This is a genomic window from Streptomyces sp. NPDC054796, assembly GCF_053611545.1.
On record NZ_JBSHAO010000016.1, the window covers coordinates 102,188 to 120,129 of the forward strand.

At 72.3% G+C, this 17,942-nt stretch carries 13 protein-coding genes; 7 read left to right on the forward strand and 6 right to left on the reverse strand.

Annotation, left to right across the window (positions count from 1 at the left end; translation table 11 throughout):
• Positions 1-14: 14 nt before the first annotated feature.
• Positions 15-317, reverse strand: a complete 303-nt coding sequence (locus ACWGJ2_RS16145; RefSeq protein WP_453346722.1) for a hypothetical protein — start codon at positions 315-317, stop codon at positions 15-17.
• 42 nt (positions 318-359) lie between these two features.
• Complete coding sequence (gene miaB / locus ACWGJ2_RS16150) at positions 360-1,856, reverse strand: tRNA (N6-isopentenyl adenosine(37)-C2)-methylthiotransferase MiaB (RefSeq protein ID WP_453346723.1); 1,497 nt, start codon at positions 1,854-1,856, stop codon at positions 360-362.
• A 79-nt stretch (positions 1,857-1,935) separates the two neighbouring features.
• Here miaB and ACWGJ2_RS16155 point away from each other — a divergent pair, with 79 nt between their 5' ends.
• Both ACWGJ2_RS16155 and ACWGJ2_RS16160 read left to right on the forward strand, forming a co-directional pair.
• The gene (locus ACWGJ2_RS16155) at positions 1,936-2,994 is read left to right on the forward strand and encodes a TAXI family TRAP transporter solute-binding subunit (protein ID WP_453346724.1); all 1,059 of its coding nucleotides are present in this window, start codon (positions 1,936-1,938) and stop codon (positions 2,992-2,994) included.
• Between the two features lie 110 nt (positions 2,995-3,104).
• Positions 3,105-6,176 (forward strand): alpha-mannosidase, encoded by a 3,072-nt coding sequence (locus ACWGJ2_RS16160; RefSeq protein ID WP_453346725.1) that lies wholly within the window; start codon positions 3,105-3,107, stop codon positions 6,174-6,176.
• A 60-nt stretch (positions 6,177-6,236) separates the two neighbouring features.
• Here ACWGJ2_RS16160 and ACWGJ2_RS16165 read toward each other — a convergent pair whose 3' ends face one another.
• From ACWGJ2_RS16165 to ACWGJ2_RS16175, 3 genes are all read right to left on the reverse strand, one after another.
• Entirely contained in the window at positions 6,237-8,777 is a 2,541-nt protein-coding gene (locus ACWGJ2_RS16165) for a discoidin domain-containing protein (protein WP_453346726.1), read from the reverse strand.
• 244 nt (positions 8,778-9,021) lie between these two features.
• Complete coding sequence (locus ACWGJ2_RS16170) at positions 9,022-10,422, reverse strand: sensor histidine kinase (RefSeq protein ID WP_453346727.1); 1,401 nt, start codon at positions 10,420-10,422, stop codon at positions 9,022-9,024.
• 23 nt (positions 10,423-10,445) lie between these two features.
• Positions 10,446-11,165, reverse strand: coding sequence for a response regulator transcription factor (locus tag ACWGJ2_RS16175; protein WP_453346728.1), 720 nt, complete (start codon positions 11,163-11,165; stop codon positions 10,446-10,448).
• 296 nt (positions 11,166-11,461) lie between these two features.
• On the opposite strand from ACWGJ2_RS16175, the gene ACWGJ2_RS16180 reads away from it, so the two are divergent.
• The 5 genes from ACWGJ2_RS16180 to ACWGJ2_RS16200 all read left to right on the forward strand — a co-directional run bounded on the left by ACWGJ2_RS16180 (position 11,462) and on the right by ACWGJ2_RS16200 (position 17,080).
• The gene (locus ACWGJ2_RS16180) at positions 11,462-12,238 is read left to right on the forward strand and encodes an amino acid ABC transporter ATP-binding protein (protein ID WP_453346729.1); all 777 of its coding nucleotides are present in this window, start codon (positions 11,462-11,464) and stop codon (positions 12,236-12,238) included.
• A gap of 104 nt (positions 12,239-12,342) precedes the next feature.
• Positions 12,343-13,266, forward strand: a complete 924-nt coding sequence (locus ACWGJ2_RS16185; RefSeq protein WP_453346730.1) for a glutamate ABC transporter substrate-binding protein — start codon at positions 12,343-12,345, stop codon at positions 13,264-13,266.
• 234 nt (positions 13,267-13,500) lie between these two features.
• On the forward strand, positions 13,501-14,148 hold the full coding sequence (locus tag ACWGJ2_RS16190; protein ID WP_453346731.1) for an amino acid ABC transporter permease: 648 nt from the start codon (positions 13,501-13,503) through the stop codon (positions 14,146-14,148).
• Positions 14,145-15,032 carry an amino acid ABC transporter permease gene (locus ACWGJ2_RS16195; protein WP_453346732.1) on the forward strand — a complete coding sequence of 296 codons (888 nt, stop codon included), beginning with the start codon at positions 14,145-14,147 and terminating at the stop codon, positions 15,030-15,032. Before ACWGJ2_RS16190 ends, ACWGJ2_RS16195 begins: the two co-directional genes overlap by 4 nt.
• Before the next feature lie 299 nt (positions 15,033-15,331).
• A complete protein-coding gene (locus ACWGJ2_RS16200; RefSeq protein WP_453346733.1) occupies positions 15,332-17,080 on the forward strand; it encodes an FAD-dependent monooxygenase in 1,749 nt (582 codons plus the stop codon).
• 211 nt (positions 17,081-17,291) lie between these two features.
• On the opposite strand, the gene recX is transcribed toward ACWGJ2_RS16200, so the two are convergent.
• Positions 17,292-17,942: a recombination regulator RecX gene (gene recX, locus ACWGJ2_RS16205; RefSeq protein WP_453346734.1), complete on the reverse strand. Its 651-nt coding sequence runs from the start codon at positions 17,940-17,942 to the stop codon at positions 17,292-17,294.

Consider the following 17,942-nt stretch of genomic DNA (forward strand, 5'->3'; position numbering starts at 1 on the left):
AGGCGCGGGCAGGGTTATGTTCCCGCGCCCGTGTTGCCGCCGTTGTCACTGTCATACAGCAGCTCGGCCACGGTGAAGCGGCAGGTGAAGGTGTCGACGGAGCCGTGCACCGTCAGCAGGAAGCCGTCGTCGGCCGTGCGGTGGAGCTGCTTGCGCTTGGGCCGCCGCGGGTGCTCGGGCGCGAAGCCCGCGGCGTGCTCCTTGAGCCGCGCGAGCGCCTCCTCGCGCGTGCCCTCGACGGAGCCGAGCTGCCGCATCGTCCACTCGCGGGTGCGGTAGCCGGTGGCCGACTCGACGAAGAGCCCCCAGTTCGCCATGCGTGCCGCGTCCTCTCCCGGTGTTCTCGCCGGTGTCCTCGCTCAGCAGGTGCCGCAGGCGCCCTGCTCGGCGGCGGGCAGCGGCGCAGGGGCTCCCACGGTGGGCAGGCCCAGCATGACGCCCTGGCCAGGCCCCGCCGGCTCCTGCGGTGCCGCCTGGCGCCGCTCCCAGGCGTCGCCCGCGCGCGTGCGGCGCACGGCGGAGGCGGGGCCCTCGGCGAGGAGGTGGTGGGGTGCCGCGTAGGTGACCTCGACAGTGACCGTGTCACCGGGGCGTACGGGCTCGTCCGGCCTGGTGAAGTGGACGAGCCGGTTGTCGGGGGCGCGGCCCGAGAGGCGGTGCGTGGCGTCGTCCTTGCGGCCCTCGCCCTCGGCGACCAGGACCTCCAGGGTGCGGCCCACCTGCTTCTTGTTCTCCTCCCAGGAGATCTCCTCCTGGAGCGCCACGAGCCGCTCGTAGCGCTCCTGGACGACCTCCTTGGGGATCTGCCCGTCCATCTCGGCGGCCGGGGTCCCGGGGCGCTTGCTGTACTGGAAGGTGAACGCCTGCGCGAAGCGCGCCTCGCGCACCACGTGCAGCGTCTCCTGGAAGTCCTCCTCGGTCTCGCCGGGGAAGCCCACGATGATGTCGGTGGAGATGGCCGCGTCCGGCATGGCCGCGCGGACGTTCTCGATGATGCCGAGGAAGCGCTCCTGGCGGTACGAGCGGCGCATCGCCTTGAGCACGCGCGAGGAGCCCGACTGGAGCGGCATGTGCAACTGGGGCATCACGTTCGGGGTCTCGGCCATGGCGGCGATGACGTCGTCCGTGAAGTCGCGGGGGTGCGGTGAGGTGAAGCGGACGCGCTCCAGGCCCTCGATCCGGCCGCAGGCGCGCAGCAGCTTGCTGAACGCCTCGCGGTCGCCGATGTCCGAGCCGTACGCGTTGACGTTCTGGCCGAGCAGCGTGATCTCGGAGACGCCCTCGGCGACCAGGGCCTCGACCTCGGCGAGGATGTCACCGGGGCGGCGGTCCTTCTCCTTGCCGCGCAGTTGCGGGACGATGCAGAAGGTGCAGGTGTTGTTGCAGCCCACGGAGACGGAGACCCAGGCCGCGTAGGCGCTCTCGCGCCGCGTCGGCAGCGTCGAGGGGAACGCCTCCAGGGACTCGGCGATCTCGACCTGCGCCTCCTCCTGGACGCGGGCGCGCTCCAGCAGCACCGGCAGCTTGCCGACGTTGTGGGTGCCGAAGACCACGTCGACCCAGGGGGCCTTGCGGACGATGGTGTCGCGGTCCTTCTGCGCCAGGCAGCCGCCCACGGCGATCTGCATCCCGGGCCGCGCGGCCTTCTTCGGCGCGAGCTGGCCGAGGTTGCCGTACAGCCTGTTGTCGGCGTTCTCCCGCACCGCGCAGGTGTTGAACACGACGACGTCCGCGCCGTCCGCGTCCTTGGGCGCGCGCACATAGCCCGCGTCCTCCAGCAGACCCGCCATCCGCTCGCTGTCGTGGACGTTCATCTGGCAGCCGAACGTCCGCAGCTCATAAGTCTTCGCAGTCATCTCAGTCGACCAGGGTACGCGCTCGCCCCGCGCCCCCGCCCCTCCCTTCCCCGGCCGGGGGCTGGCAGGATGCCCGCCCATGGTCAGCCTCCGTTTCCCCGGCCGCTCCGGCCGCTCCCGCACAGAGCGCGACGCCGCCACCGGCGGTCCCGCGTCGCCTCGCCGCGCGCGGTCGCGGGCGCTGCGCGCCGCCGGGGCGGCGGCCGTCGTGCTCGGGCTGCTGGCGTGGTGGCTGGCGCCGGGCGGCGGCGCGACGCCCGGGGGGACCGTCACCTTCGCGACGGGGGTGCCCACGGGCGTCTACGCGCGCTACGGCACCCTCCTCAAGGAGCGGCTGGCCCGCGAGCTGCCCCGGGTGGACCTGCGGCTCCAGCCCAGCCAGGGCTCGGTGCAGAACATCGACAGGGTCGCCTCGGGCAAGGCCGCCTTCACCATCGCGGCGGCGGACGCGGTGGCGACATACCGCGCGAAACGCGGCCCGGGCGCCGACCGGCTGCGGGCGTGCGCGCGGCTCTACGACGACTACATGCAGCTCATTGTCCCCGCGGGCTCCACGGTGCGCAGCGCCAAGGACCTCAAGGGGCTCTCCGTGGGGGTGGGCCAGGAGCGCTCGGGGGTCAATCTGATCGCCGGGCGGCTGCTGCGCGCGGCGGGCCTGGACATCGAGCACGACGTGCACGCGGTGCGCGCGGGGATCGACCGCATGCCGGAGCTGATGGAGGACGGCGAACTGGATGCCTTCTTCTGGTCGGGCGGCCTGCCGACGACGGCGGTCGAGCGGCTCGCCGCGCGCACCGACATCCAGCTCGTGCAGCTCGGCGATCTCGTGCCCGCGCTGCACGCGCAGCAGCCCGAGACCCGCTACTACCGGGCCGCCGTCATGCCGCCCGACGCCTACCCCTCCGTCCAGCAGGGCGAGTCGGTGAAGACCGTCGCCATCGCCAACCTCCTGGTCACCACGGACCGCACGGACGCGGCGCTGACCGAGGGCATCACCCGCTCCGTGATCGGCAGCAGGGACCAGATCGGGCGCGAGGTGCACGCGGCGCAGAAGGTGGACCTGCGTACCGCGATCTACACCGATCCGCTGCCCCTGCACGAGGGGGCGCGGCGCTACTACCGGTCCGAGAAGCCGTAGCCGCTGCCGCCCTCCTCGACGGGGTGGGCGGCACCGCGAGTCTTCGGGCGCCGCCCGGCAGGGAAAGCCCTCTGGAGCCCCTGCCGACGACCACCATCGGAGCCGCCCGTATGCACGATGACCGCAGCATCGTCGAGGACCGCCTGCGCCGCGTACTGGACGAGCGGATCAGGCCCGCCGTGCACGGCGCGCCCGTGCCGCTGACCGTCGAGCGCTGGGAGGCCCCCGGCGAACCGGTGGACGTCCAGGAGGGGCTGGCAGCGCCCTACGGGCCCGCCGAGGTGGGCCAGACGTGGGGGCCCGCCTGGGGGACGACCTGGTTCCGGGTGACGGGGCAGGTGCCGCGCGAGTGGGCGGGCCGGACCGTCGAGGCCGTGCTGGACCTCGGGTTCGACCGGAACATGCCCGGCTTCCAGTGCGAGGGGCTCGTCTACCGGGCCGACGGCGAGGCCGTGAAGGGCCTGCATCCGCGCAACGACTGGGTGCGGGTCGCCGAGCGCGCCCGGGGCGGCGAGGCGGTGGAGCTGTTCGTCGAGGCCGCCTCCAACCCCATCGTCAACACCCCCCAGACGCCGACGTACGAGGGCGACCGGCTGACGGCGGGCAGCGAACCCCTCTACCGGCTGCGGCGCATGGATCTCGCCGTGTTCGAGACCGGGGTGTGGGAGCTGGTGCAGGACCTGGAGGTCGCCGGGTCGCTGATGCGGGAGCTGCCGCTGGAGGACGCGCGGCGCTGGGAGCTGCTGCGCGCGCTGGAACGGGCGCTGGACGCGGTGGACCTGGCCGACGTACCAGGCTCTGCCGCGCGTGCGCGAGAGGCGCTCTCAGGGGTGCTGGCGGCCCCGGCCCGCGCGTCGGCCCACCGGATCAGCGCCGTGGGGCACGCGCACATCGACTCGGCCTGGCTGTGGCCGCTGCGCGAGACGGTCCGCAAGGTGGCGCGTACGGCGTCGAACATGGTCGCCCTCATGGACGACCACCCGGAGTTCGTCTTCGCCATGTCGCAGGCGCAGCAGCTCGCCTGGATCAAGGAGCACCGCCCCGAGGTCTACGCGAAGGTCAAGAAGAAGGTGGCCGAGGGACAGTTCGTGCCGGTGGGCGGCATGTGGGTCGAGTCGGACACCAACATGGTCGGCGGGGAGGCCATGGCCCGCCAGTTCCTCTACGGGAAGAAGTTCTTCCTGGACGAGTTCGGCATCGACACCCGCGAGGTGTGGCTGCCCGACACCTTCGGCTACACGGCGGCCATGCCGCAGATCGTGAAGCTGGCGGGCGCGAAGTGGTTCCTGACACAGAAGATCTCCTGGAGCCAGACCAACAAGTTCCCGCACCACACCTTCTGGTGGGAGGGCATCGACGGCACGCGCGTCTTCACGCACTTCCCGCCCGTCGACACCTACAACTCCGACCTCGGCGGGCGCGAGATGGCGCACGCGGCGCGCAACTACCAGGAGAAGGGCCGCGCCTCACGCTCCCTCGCGCCCTTCGGGTGGGGCGACGGAGGCGGCGGTTCCACCCGCGAGATGCTGGCGCGCGCCGCGCGCCTGCGGGACCTGGAGGGCTCGCCCCGGGTCACGGTGGAGAAACCGGCCGCCTTCTTCGAGAAGGCCCACGAGGAGTACGCGGACGAGGCGCCCGTGTGGGTGGGCGAGCTGTATCTGGAGCTGCACAGGGGCACGTACACCTCGCAGGCCAAGACCAAGCAGGGCAACAGGCACAGCGAGTCCCTGTTGCGCGAGGCCGAGCTGTGGGCGGCGACGGCGGCGCTGCGCGTCCCCGGGCACGCGTATCCGTACGAGGCACTGGAGCGCCTGTGGAAGACGGTGCTGCTGCACCAGTTCCACGACATCCTGCCGGGCTCCTCGATCGCCTGGGTGCACCGCGAGGCCCGTGAGACGTACGCGCGGGTGCGGTCCGAGCTGGAGCGGATCATCGGGGAGGCGCAGACGGCGCTCGCCGGTGAGGGGGCCGAGCCGGTCGTCTTCAACGCCGCCCCGCCCGCGCGGGGCGGCGTCCCGGCGGGCGGCGCGCTGCCCGTCACGCGGGAGGGTACGGCGGATGCCCAGGAGGGCGCGGTACCGGAAAGGGGAGCGCCCGTCGCGGCGGAGGAGCGGCCCGGGGGCGGCTGGGTGCTGGCCAACGGGCTGCTGCGGATCGAGATCGACGGGCGAGGGCTGGTCGTCTCGGCCCGCGACCTGCGCGCCCGCCGCGAGACCGTGGCCCCCGGCTCGGCCGCCAACCTCCTCCAACTGCACCCGGACCTGCCCAACCACTGGGACGCCTGGGACGTGGACGCCTTCTACCGGAACAACGTGACCGACCTGGTGGACACCGACGAACTGACCCTCACGGAGAGCGGCGGGCGGCGCGCGACGGTCCGGGTCGGCCGCTCCTTCGGCGACTCCTCCGTCACGCAGTTGCTCACCCTGCGTGCCGGTTCCCGCGTGCTGGACATCGACACGGAGGTGGACTGGCACGAGAGCGAGAAGCTGCTCAAGGCCGCGTTCCCGCTCGACGTGAAGGCGGACAGGTCGGCGGCCGAGACCCAGTTCGGGCACGTCTTCCGCGCCACGCACACGAACACCACCTGGGAGACGGCGAAGTTCGAGATCTGCGCGCACCGCTGGCTCCACGTCGAGGAGCCGGGCTGGGGCGCCGCGCTCGTCAACGACTCGACGTACGGGCACGACGTCACCCGCGACATGCGCGAGGACGGCGGCCAGACCACCACGGTGCGGCTCTCCCTGCTGCGCGCCCCGCGCTACCCGGACCCGGAGACCGACCAGGGCGTCCACCGGCTGCGCTACGCGCTCGCGCCGGGAGCGTCCGTGGGCGACGCGGTGCGCGAGGGCCACTGGATCAACCTGCCCGAGCGCACCGTCACGGGCGACGGTGCGCCGGTGGCGCCCCTGGTGAGCGTCGACGACGACCAGGTGGTGATCGAGGCCGTCAAGCTCGCCGAGGACCGCAGCGGCGACGTGGTGGTGCGCCTCTACGAGTCGCACGGCGGCCGGGCCCGCGCGGTGCTCACCCCGGGGTTCGCGCTGGCCTCGGCCACCGGGACGGACCTGCTGGAGCGTCCGCTGTCCACCGCGCCCGCGTACGAGCCGACGCCGGACGGCGGCATCGAGGTCGCCTTGCGCCCGTTCGAGATCCGGACGCTGCGGCTGTCGCCCCGCTAGGGGGCCGGGTACGGCCGGGCGCGGGGGGCCGCCCGGCCGCCCGGCCCTACGGACTGCCCGTCAGTTGACGGTGACCGTCTTGGCGACGCTCGGCACCCCCTGGGAGTCGAGCGCGAACAGCAGGTACGTGCCCGGCAGTGCCACGCCCGGGTCGTCGGGGATGTCCAGCGTGTAGGCGCCGGTGCCCGTGCGGGTGAAGTCGAGCGGGACGCGTCGCTGGTCGTTGTCCGTGGAGTGCGTCGCCGCGCCCGTCCTGACCAGCGAGAAGGCGGTGACCTCCCGGTTTGTCGTCAGCGGTACCGAGGCTCCGTGGCCCACCCTGGACGGCGGGGTACTGGTGATCACGGGGCGGGACTTCTCCGTACCGTCGGCGTTCAGCAGATAGGGCGGCGTGAAGACGGCGCCGTCCATGTGGTTCGTCGCGCAGTCGCCGCAGAGGCCGCCGCCGCCCGTGAAGATCCGTCCGTCGGGCAGCAGGTTGGCGACGCTGTGGTAGTTGCGGGGCACCGCCATGCTCGCCATGCGGGAGAACTGGCCCGTGGCCGGGTCCCAGATCTCGGGGGTCATGGCGGAGGTCGCGTCGCTGAAGGGCACGGGGTGGGACTGCCCGCCGAAGACGGCCACCTTGCCGTCGGGCAGCACGACGCTGTTGGAGAAGGCCCGCGCATAGGACATGTCCCCGGTGCGGGCGCTGACGGGCCGGCCGCCGCCCGCGTCCACCGTGTACGCGCGCCGGGTGGCGTTGACGTTCTCGTACGCGGTGGCACCGCCCAGGGTGAGCAGCTTGCCGACGTCGTACGCGACCGCGTTGCCGTTCATCGCGTCCTGGCTGTCGGCCCGGTTGCCCGCCGAGGTGACCGAGCCGCCGCCCTGGGTGCCGATCCAGTTCATCTGCTTGCTCGGCCCGAGCTGGAGCACCCTGCCGCCCGAGGTGGCGTGCAGCCACTGGTGGTTGTCCGCGCGGTAGGGGCCTGCCGGGTCACCGGTCATCGTGGAGGTGACGGGCACACCCGGCAGGGTGCGCCAGGTGCCGGTGTCCTTGTCCCACACCTCGCCGCCCTTGTTGCCCGCGCCGCCGCTCCAGGAGCCGCCGAGCACGAACGCGTCCCCGTCGGAGAGCAGGGTCATGGCCTGGTAGCCGCGCGGGATGTTCATGTCGGCGGTGGAGGTCCAGGCGTCGGTGCGCGGGTCGTAGAGGCTGGCGCGTTCGGCGTTGCTGCCCCCTGTGACCAGGACGCGTCCGTCGTCGAGCACGGCGATGCCGGGGCAGAACATGTCGTGCCCGGTGTTGTCGACCCTGCGCTGGGTCACCTGGCCCGTGGTCAGGTCCATGAGGGAGGTCTGGGTGTAGCCGTTGCTGCCGCCGAACCTGTCCACGCCGTACGCCGACCAGGCGAGCAGCTTGTTGTTCGGCAGCACGGCCGTGGCCACGGGGACCAGCGGGAAGCCGGTGACCCTGCCCCAGGAGCCCGCCGTCGCCGGGTTCGCCGGGCCGCTGAGCCGGATCTCGGCCGCCGAACTCCACGGGCCTCGCCCGCCCGCCTCGGTGGTGGCCGTCAGCCGCACGTAGCGGGCGCTGACGGGGGCGGTGAACGTGGTGCTCTTGACCGTGTCGTCGTCCTTCCACGTCCCGCTCGCCACGGGCGCGCCGAAGGTCTGCCCGTCGGTGCTGGTGGCCACGGTGTACGCGCCGATCCGGCCGTTCGCGCCCGATCTGCGGGGCTCGTAGGAGAGCGCGGAGACGGTCCGGGTGCTGTGCATGTCGAGCGTGATGCTGTGCGGCAACGGCGCCGCCGTACCCGACCACTTGCTGTGCCACAGCGTGTCGGATTCGCCGTCGAGGACGTTCGCGGCGCGGTTGTCCGCGCTCGCCGTCTCCTCGTCGCTCGCCGTGGCCGTCCAGCCCGTCCGGGGCAGGTCCACGACCGAGGCGGGCAGCCCCGGGTCGCCCAGCAGGTTCAGCTCGGCCGCCGAACTCCACGGGCCTCGCCCTCCGGCCTCGGTCTGCGCCGTCAGCCGTATGTAGCGGGCGCCGCGTGCCGCGAAGCTCAGCGTCTTCACGGTGGCGTCGTCGGCGAGGGTGCCGGTGGCCACGGCCTGGCCCCAGCTCTGGCCGTCGGTGCTGAGGTGGATGGCGTACTCGCCGATCCGCCCGTTCGCGCTGCCGGTGCGCGGGCGGTAGAGGAGCGCCGAGACGACCTCGGTGCGGTGCATGTCGAGCGTGATGCTGTGCGGCAACGGCGCCGCCGTACCCGACCACTTGCTGTGCCACAGGGTGGCGGGGTCCCCGTCGAGGACGTTGGCGGCGCGGCCGTTCTCGCTCGCCGTCTCCTCGTCGCTGGCCGTGGCCGTCCAGCCCGTGCGCGGCAGTTCGGGCGCGGCGGGCTCCATCGCGGAGGCCGGGGCCTTCTGGTGGTGCGGTGCGGGCGGGGGCGCTGTGCCGCCGGGCGAGGGGGGCGACGCGCGACCGCGGGCGACGGCAGGGCCGTCACCCGCGGTGACCAGTGGTGCGAAGGCCGCGAGGACCGCCAGCACGGCGATCAGCAGCAGTCCCCGGGATCTGAGCCGGGACAGTCCGCGTGCACACGTCGACGACAACATCGGGCCCCCCTTGGGCGAATGGGTCACGTCGCGTGGGTCCCGTAGCGAGGGTCACGTCGCGCGACACATGCCTCAGTGGGGCATGACCATGCCATCACGGTGATGCCCCGCATAGGAGACATCCCGCCATATCTGTTCGAGGATGAGCGGGGCGGGTGCGGGCGGGTGCGGACGGGTGCGGGGTGCGGACGGGTGCGGGGTGCGGACGGGTGCGGGGTGCGGACGGGGGCCGACGCTCCTGGGCTCAGTCCGCCGCGCCGCCCGGCTCGTTGCGCGGCACCGTGATCACGACGCGCAGCCCGTGCGGCTCGCCGCGCGCGAAGGCGATACCGGCGCCGCCCGCGGACAGCAGCGCGCGCGTGATGGAGAGGCCGAGCCCCGAACCGGAGACGTTCTGGTGCCGCCCGCTGCGCCAGAACCGGTCCCCCACGCGCTCCAGCTCGCTGTCGCTCAGCCCCGGCCCGCCGTCCGCCACGGTGACCGTGACCCGCTCCCCCTCCGGTGCCACCGTCACCGTCACGCCCTCCCCCTCGGGCGTGAACTTCACGGCGTTGTCCACCACCGCGTCCAGCGCGCTGGACAGCGCCACCGGGTCGGCCCAGCCCGTCACCGCCGACTGCCCGGCCGAGGCCAGCGTGACCCCCTTGCGCTCGGCGACGGGCCGCCACGCCTCGACGCGCTCGGCCGCCACCTCGGCCACGTCCGTCAGCCGCAGGTCGGCCGCCGCGTGCTCGGCCAGTGCCAGGTCCAGCAGGTCGTCCAGCACCCGGGCGAGACGCTTGCCCTCGGCCTGTACGGACGCGAACTCCTCGTTGCCCTCCGGCAGCTCCAGGCCGAGCAGTTCGATGCGCAGCAGCAGCGCGGACAGCGGGTTGCGCAACTGGTGCGAGGCGTCGGCGACGAAGGCCCGCTGCTGCTCCAGCACGTCTTCGACGTTGTCGGCCATCTCGTTGAAGGAACGTGCCAGCCGCCGCAGCTCCGGCGGCCCCCCGGAGGCCACGACCCGCGACTTCATCTCGCCCGTGGCGATCTCGTGCGCCGCCCGGTCCAGCGTCCGCACAGGGCGCAGCACCCAGCCCGTCAGCCGCAGCGCGGCGCCGACGGCCAGCAGCATCGCCGCCGCCTCCCCCGCCGCGATGGGCAGCCAGCTCCGCACGATGCGCGACCGCATCTGCCCCGTCGGCGAGTCCGTGAAGACGACGGCCGCGACGTCGCCGTCCCTGATGACCGGCGAGGCGACGGCGATACGCCCCCGCTGCCACGGCCACACCTGGCCCGGGTCGTGGCTGCGCCGCCCGGCCAGCGCCTCGGCGAACGCCCTCGCGCCCTCCCCCTCGTCCGGTACGCGCCAGCCCCCGGGCGCGGACGCCATGGCACGGCCGTCGCGGTAGAAGACACCGGCGCGGATTCCGTACAGCTCCTGGTAGCGGTCGAGTTCGTCCCGCAGGGTCGCGCGCCGCTCGCTCGCGTCGCTGGGCTCCGTCACGAACTGCGCCAGCGCGGCGAAGCGGGCCGTGTCGTCGATCCGGTCGACGACCACGCGCTGCTGCTCGGCCGCCGCCTGGCTCGCGGCGAGCGGGAAGCCGAGCGCGAGGAGCACCCCGGCGAGCAGGATGATCAGGAGCGGGAGGAGGCGGGTGCGCACGTGTGGTCCGGTGTTCCCTGGCGCTACGCGGCCGGGGAGACGAGGCGGTAGCCGACCCCGCGCACCGTCTCGATGAGCGCGGGCAGCCGCAGCTTGGACCGGAGCGACGCCACATGCACCTCAAGGGTGCGGCCCGTGCCCTCCCAGCTCGTACGCCACACCTCGCTGATGATCTGCTCCCGCCGGAAGACGACACCAGGACGCTGCGCGAGCAGCGCCAGCAGGTCGAACTCCTTGCGGGTGAGCGCGACGGCGTCACCGTCGACGTGCACCTGCCGCGTGGGCAGTTCGATGGTGACCGCGCCCAGCCGCAGGGTCCCCTCGCCGCCGGATGGGGCCTCGCCGCCCTTGCCGCCCTCCGCGCCCTCCTCGGGGGGCGTGCGGCGGCTGACGGCGTGGATACGGGCGAGGAGTTCGCCGGTGTCGTACGGCTTGACCACGTAGTCGTCGGCGCCGAGGTTGAGCCCGTGGATGCGGGACCGTACGTCGGCGCGGGCCGTCACCATGATCACGGGGGTGGTGCTGACGCGGCGGATGCGCCCGCACACCTCGAAGCCGTCCTGGTCGGGCAGCCCCAGGTCCAGGAGGACGACGGCGAAGGGCGACGCCTCCTCGCCGGGCAGCAGCTCCTTGAGCGCCTCCGCGCCGCTGCGGGCGTGGACGACGGTGATGCCGTGCCGGGCGAGCACGGCGGAGAGCGCGGCGGCAACGTGATCGTCGTCCTCGACGAGCAGCAGTCTCATACCGGCCCTCCCTCATGGCGAACGGCGTCGGCGAATGGCGTCCGACGCGTGGCGCGCGCGGTGCACGACGCACTGCATCCACGCCTATGCGCGCAGGTGAGTCAAGGGGCTGCCGGTCACGCGGAGGTTTCCGTTATGTAGCCGGTACGACACCGGGGAGACCTTCCACGTCCTCTTCACCCAGTGTGCCCGGTTGCGGCCGGATCGTTATGCTCAATTTCCGCTCAGATGTAATGACGCTGGTGGCAGCATCTCATTAGTGTCCTCGCAACCGACGAGGACGGAGCTACACGCCGATGAGCGAAGTATCGGTGACCAAGGACGCCGTGCCGACGGCGGACAAGCTGGTCGTACTGGACAACGTCAACAAGCACTTCGGTGCGCTGCATGTGCTCCAGGACATCGACCTGACCATCGCGCGGGGCGAGGTCGTCGTCGTCATCGGACCCTCGGGGTCCGGGAAGTCCACGCTGTGCCGCACCATCAACCGCCTGGAGACCGTCGACTCCGGAAGCATCGCCATCGACGGCAAGCCGCTGCCCCAGGAGGGCAGGGAGCTGGCGAAGCTGCGTTCCGACGTCGGCATGGTCTTCCAGGCATTCAACCTCTTCGCGCACAAGACCGTGCTGGAGAACGTGATGCTCGGCCAGGTCAAGGTCCGGCGCACGGACAAGAAGGCCGCGGAGGAGAAGGCGCGCACCCTGCTCGACCGGGTGGGCGTCGGCAACCAGGCCGACAAGTACCCCGCACAGCTCTCCGGAGGCCAGCAGCAGCGGGTGGCCATCGCCCGCGCGCTGGCCATGGACCCGAAGGTGATGCTCTTCGACGAGCCGACCTCCGCGCTGGACCCCGAGATGATCAACGAGGTCCTGGAGGTCATGAAGCAGCTCGCGGAGGAGGGCATGACGATGGTCGTCGTCACCCACGAGATGGGCTTCGCCCGCTCGGCCGCGAACCGCGTCGTCTTCATGGCGGACGGGCGCATCGTCGAGGAGGCGACCCCGGAGCAGTTCTTCAACAACCCCCGGAGCGACCGGGCGAAGGACTTCCTCGCGAAGATCCTCCACCACTGACGCGCGGTCGCACCCCCGCTCCGCGCCCCGCACCTCGCACCCCGCCGCGTCGGCGACGGTGGCCGACGGCCCCCTGAAGACTCATCAAGCAAGGGATGTTCACCATGAAGTTCCGCAAAACCGCCGCCACGGCGGCCGTGGTTCTCACTGTCGCCCTGTCCGCCACCGCCTGCGGCGGCAAGGAGGGGTCCGCCGGTGACAAGCCGGGCGGCGACACCGACGCCAAGGCGCTGCCGAAGTACGAGGTCGCCAAGGACGCGAAGGTCGACTCCCCGGTGTGGGAGAAGGCCAAGAAGCGCGGCAAGCTGATCATCGGCGCCAAGGCCGACCAGCCGTACCTGGGCTTCCAGGACCAGTCGACCAAGAAGTACGAGGGCTTCGACATCGAGGTCGCCAAGATGGTCGCCGCCGACCTGGGCTTCGACCCGGAGAAGGACGTCGAGTTCAAGACCATCGACTCCTCGATCCGTGAGACCGCCATCTCCAAGGGCCAGGTCGACCTGATGGTGGGCACCTACACCATCAACGACGAGCGCAAGAAGCAGGTCGGCTTCGCGGGCCCGTACTACATGGCCGGACAGGACCTGCTCGTCCGCAAGGACGAGAAGGAGATCAAGGGCCCGGACAGCATCAAGGGCAAGAAGGTCTGCTCGATCACCGGCTCGACGCCGCTCCAGAACATCAAGGACAACAAGTCCAAGTACGGCGCCACCCCGGTCGAGTTCGGCAAGTACACCGACTGCGTCAAGCAGCTCCTCGACGGCCAGGTCGACGCCATGACCACCGACGACGCGATCCTCAAGGGCTACGCGGCCGAGCGCCCCAGCAAGCTGAAGGTCGTCGGCGAGACCTTCAGCGAGGAGCCCTACGGCATCGGCCTCAAGAAGGACGACAAGGCGCTCCAGAACGCCGTCACCGACGCCGTCGAGGCCCACCAGAAGGACGGCAGCTACAAGAAGGCGTACGACGCGACGCTGGGCCGCTCGGGCTCCAAGTTCGAAGAGCCCCCGGCCCTTGAGCGCGACTGACGGCTGACGCCTGACGGCTCACAAGTAACAGCTGACGGATAACGGCTGACAGCTATCAGGTAACAGATAACAGATTTCGTTATCCGTCACCTGTTACCCGTCGCACCCGCCACACCGTCCCGTACGCCCGCCTCCCGGGCGGGCGTACGGGACGCGTCGTTCCGGCGCCCCTCCCTCCCCTTCCCGTACTCCCAGCCGCTCCCGGCTCACCCGCGTCCATCGCGAGGTACTTGAATGAATGTGCTCCTCGACCACTTGGACCTGTTCCGCGACGGATTCATCGGAACGGTCTCGCTGACCGCTGCCAGCGGGTTGCTCGCGCTCGTGCTGGGCGTACTGATAGCGGGCTTCCGGGTCTCGCCCGTACCGCCGCTGCGCGCGTTCGGCACCGCCTGGGTGACCCTGCTGCGCAACACCCCGCTGACGCTGCTCTTCCTCGTGGCGTTCTTCGTGCTGCCGCAGATCCTCTTCCCCGGCGTCAGCTCGTACGTGCTGGGCGTCCTCGCCCTCGGCTTCTACACGTCCGCCTTCGTGTGCGAGGCCGTCCGCTCCGGCATCAACACCGTCCCGCTCGGCCAGGCCGAGGCGGCACGCAGCATCGGGATGACCTTCACGCAGACACTGCGCATGATCATCCTGCCGCAGGCGACCCGCACGGTGCTCCCGCCGCTGAGCAGCATCATGATCGCGCTGACGAAGAACTCCGCGATCGCCGGCGCCTTCAACAACCCCGAACTCTTCAGCGTCCAGAAGGTGCTGAGCGACAAGGGCTTCAACGTCATGGTCATCTTCCTGTGGGTGGCCCTCGCCTACCTGGTTCTCGTCTTCCTCATCAGCGGCCTCTTCCGGCTGCTGGAGCGGCGGATGGAGGTCGCCCGATGAGTTCGTCCGTCCTCTACGACGCCCCTGGGCCCAAGGCCCGCGCCCGCAACCGCGTCTACGCCGTCCTCGGCACCGTGGCCATCGCCGCGCTGCTCGTCTTCGTCGTCATCCGGCTGGCCGACAAGGGCCAGTTCGCGGGCGAGATGTGGGACATCTTCAATTACTCCGGCATCCGCACCTCCATCGCCAACGGCATCGTCAGCACCCTCCAGGCATTCGCGCTCGCCGGAGTGCTCTCCCTGGTGCTCGCCGTGCTGCTCGTCGTGGCGCGCCTGTCGGAGCACAAGCCCGTCAGCCTGCTGGCGACCGGGTTCATCGAACTGTTCCGCGCCGTCCCGCTGCTGATCACCATCTACGTGCTGTGGGTGGGCTTCTTCACCAGCGAGCCGATGTGGGCCGTGGTCCTCGGACTCACCCTCTACAACGGCGCCGTCCAGGCGGAGGTCCTGCGCGCGGGGATCAACGCGGTGCCCAAGGGGCAGAGCGAGGCCGCGTACGCGCTGGGCATGCGCAAGACCCAGGTGATGACCACGGTCCTCATCCCACAGGCCGTGCGCTCCATGCTGCCGACGATCATCGGCCAGCTCGTGGTGACCCTCAAGGACACCTCGCTCGGGTTTGTCATCACCTACGAGGAGCTGCTGCGGGCCGGTCAGCTCCTGGCCTCCAACACGATCGTCAACGGCGACAACCCGTACGTCCCGATGATCATCGTCGTCGGCGCGATCTACATCGCCATGTGTCTCGTGCTGTCCGCGTTCGCCAACTGGATCGAGCGTCGCGGGCGCCGCGCCAAGACCGGCATCGCCGTGGCGGCGACCGAGACCGCGGACACGCTGGAGGCCCCGGCGGCCCCCGAGCCGCCCGCAGGAAAGATCGGCTGACCGCACCGGAGGGCCGACCGGACCACGGAGACCGGTCGGCCCGATCGGCCCGGTCAGCGCGGCCAGCGCGGCCAGCGCGGTGACCAGGAAAGGGCCGAGCCGACCCGGCGACGGAGAACGGCCGAGGTGGGGCGGCGGCACGGACGTATCACGACAGGTCCGGACCGCCGCCCTCGCAGCTTGACGCATGACCAGGCACTAGGTTGCATACGTTCTGTGATCGCGCACCGGGCTCCATCGGCTCCAACTCTCCGCCCCCGTACGGCTCGTACCCCACGGACCGCCCCGGAGACGGACGCGTGAGCGAGTCCGAGGTCATCGTTGTCGGCGCGGGGCCGACCGGACTCGCGCTCTCGCTCGCCCTCGCCCGCCACCACGTCCCCTCCGTCGTCCTGGACGCCACGGACGGCGAGGTCGTCCCGCGCGCGGCCCGCACCTGCGTCCTGCGGCCGGACACGGCCGCCTGCCTCCCACCCGTCCCCGGCGCCCGCTGGTCCGCCTGGCGCGCCCAGCGGCGGCGCCAGCTCGTGCGGCGCGTCGAACTCGACGAGGAGACCTCCCCCGTACACGTCGAGCAGCACACCGTCGAGCGTTCCCTGCGCGCCGCGCTCGACGAGGAGAAGCTCGCCCGCGTGGTCACGGGCAGCCACCTGGACATCCTCGAACAGGACGCCGACGGCGTCACCGCGCACACCCGTGGTGCGGGCGGCACATGGTGGCGGGGCAGCTATCTGGTCGGCTGCGACGGCGCACGCTCCACGGTGCGCAAGCTGCTCGGGGTGCGGTTCACGGGGCGTACGGCCGTCGAACGGCACGCTGTCGCCGCGCTGCGCACCCGCCTCCCCTGGGACGGGGAGGCGCTGCTGCACCGGGACCTGGGCGGACGGCCCGGCGAGGTGACGGCCCGGCCGCTGCCGGGGGGCGTATGGCGGCTGGACTGGCTGCTGCCGCCACGGGGCGACCTGGTCACGCCCGACGAACTGCTCCACCGCGTCCATACGACCCTCGCCCAGTGGTACGGCACCGACAGCGCGGACGCCTCGGCCGTCGGCCCGTACGAACTCCTCGACACCGGCGTCTACACCACCCACCAGCGACTGGCCCGGCGCTGGCGCGTCGACCGCGCGTTCCTGGCCGGGGACGCGGCCCATCTGATGGGGGCGCTGGGCGTCCAGTCGGTCGACGAGGGGCTGCGGGACGCGACCAACCTCGCCTGGAAGATCGCCCACGCCTGGCACCACGGCGACCGCCCGCCCCACCCCCAGCACCCCACAGGGGCGACGACCAGCGGGCTCGGCGAGGCGACCGAGGCACTGCTGGACAGCTACGAGGCGGAACGGCGCACCGCCGTCGCCGCCCGGCTGCGCGCCGTCGACCAGGCCATGACCGTGGTACGGCGCGGAGGCGGCGGACTGCGCGCCCTGCTGCCCGGCGGTGGCGCCCGCTCCCACCTCGGCCTCCTCACGGACGGCCATGTGGGCAGCGGACTGCTGGGCGCGCCCCCCGCCTACGAGCGGTCCCCGCTGACCCTGCCACGGGGCGCCGTCGCCTCGGTTCCCGTGGGTACGGCTCCGGGCTCGCCGGTGCGCGACGTGCCGGTGACCGCCCTCAACGGGCAGCAGGTGCGCCTGCGGGAGCGGCTCGGCGGCGTGGGGGGCGAACTGCTGGTGCTCCTGGTGGCGCCGGGCACGGGGGTGTGGGACAGCCGCCACTGGCTGTCGGCGGGCATGATGCCGGAACTGGCCGCCTCCGTCGATGCCCTGCCGCTGCGCGCCGAGCTGCTGGTGACGGAGAGCTATCCGGGCGCCGCCGCCCACACGGTGCTGGTCATCCGCGCCGACGGCCACCTCGTCGCCGCCCTCCCCGGCATCCGCACCGGCGAACTGCGCGCCTGCGTCGACGCCGTCACCGGCCGCACCGCCGCCACGGCGCGGGCCGCCGCCCTGGAGAAGTCGCGGGAGAAAACGCGGGAGAAGACACGGCCCCTGGGGAAGGCCGGGAAGGCTGGGGCATCAGGTAGGGGCGGGGCCGGACCCGGGCGGGCGTGAGGGAGCACGGGCGGGGCGCGTAAGGGGGTGGGGGGCCGGCCACCCCCCCGGTGGGGGGGGGGCCGCCCCCGGGGGGGGGTGTGGCAGCCGGGGGGGGCCGCGTCGGGGGGGGGGCCCCACAAAACCCCCGTTTTGCCGCCCCCCACCCCTCCCCCCCCCCACCCCCGTCAGTTGTCCAGCGCCCCGTCCCCCCGTCCCCCGTCGGTGGTCGTCAGTGGTCCGGGAGGTGCTGTTCCAGCTCCTCCGGGTCCTCCCCCTCGTCCTCCAACGCCTGTCGCACCACGCGCAGCGCGAGCCCTTCGCCGTACCCCTTGCGGGCGAGCATCCCCGCAAGGCGGCGGATCCGCTTCTCCCTGTCGAGGCCCCGGGTGGAGCGCAGCTTCCGGTCCACCAGGGCGCGGGCCGTCTCCGCCTCCTGGTCGGCGTCGAGCTGCCCGATCGCCTCCTCGACGAGGGCGGAGTCCACGCCCTTGGTCCGCAGCTCGCGGGCGAGGGCCCGCCGGGCCAGCCCGCGGCTGTGGTGCCGCGATTCGACCCAGGCGTCCGCGAAGGCCGCGTCATCGATCAGCCCCACCTCCTCGAAGCGGGACAGCACCTCCTCCGCGACGTCCTCGGGCACCTCCCGCTTGCTCAGTGCCTCGGCCAACTGCTGCCGGGTGCGAGCGGTCCCGGTGAGCAGCCGCAGACAGATCGCACGCGCCCGTTCCGCGGGGTCCTGCGGTTCCTGTGGAGCACCCTCCCCCTTCCCTTCGGCTCCCCGTGGCCGTGAGAAGCGCGAGGTACGCGGTGGCCCTGTCTCGGCCCTCGACGAGTCAGGGCCACCGCTGTCTTCGTGTTCCGGCCAGTGGGTGCGCCGTGTCAC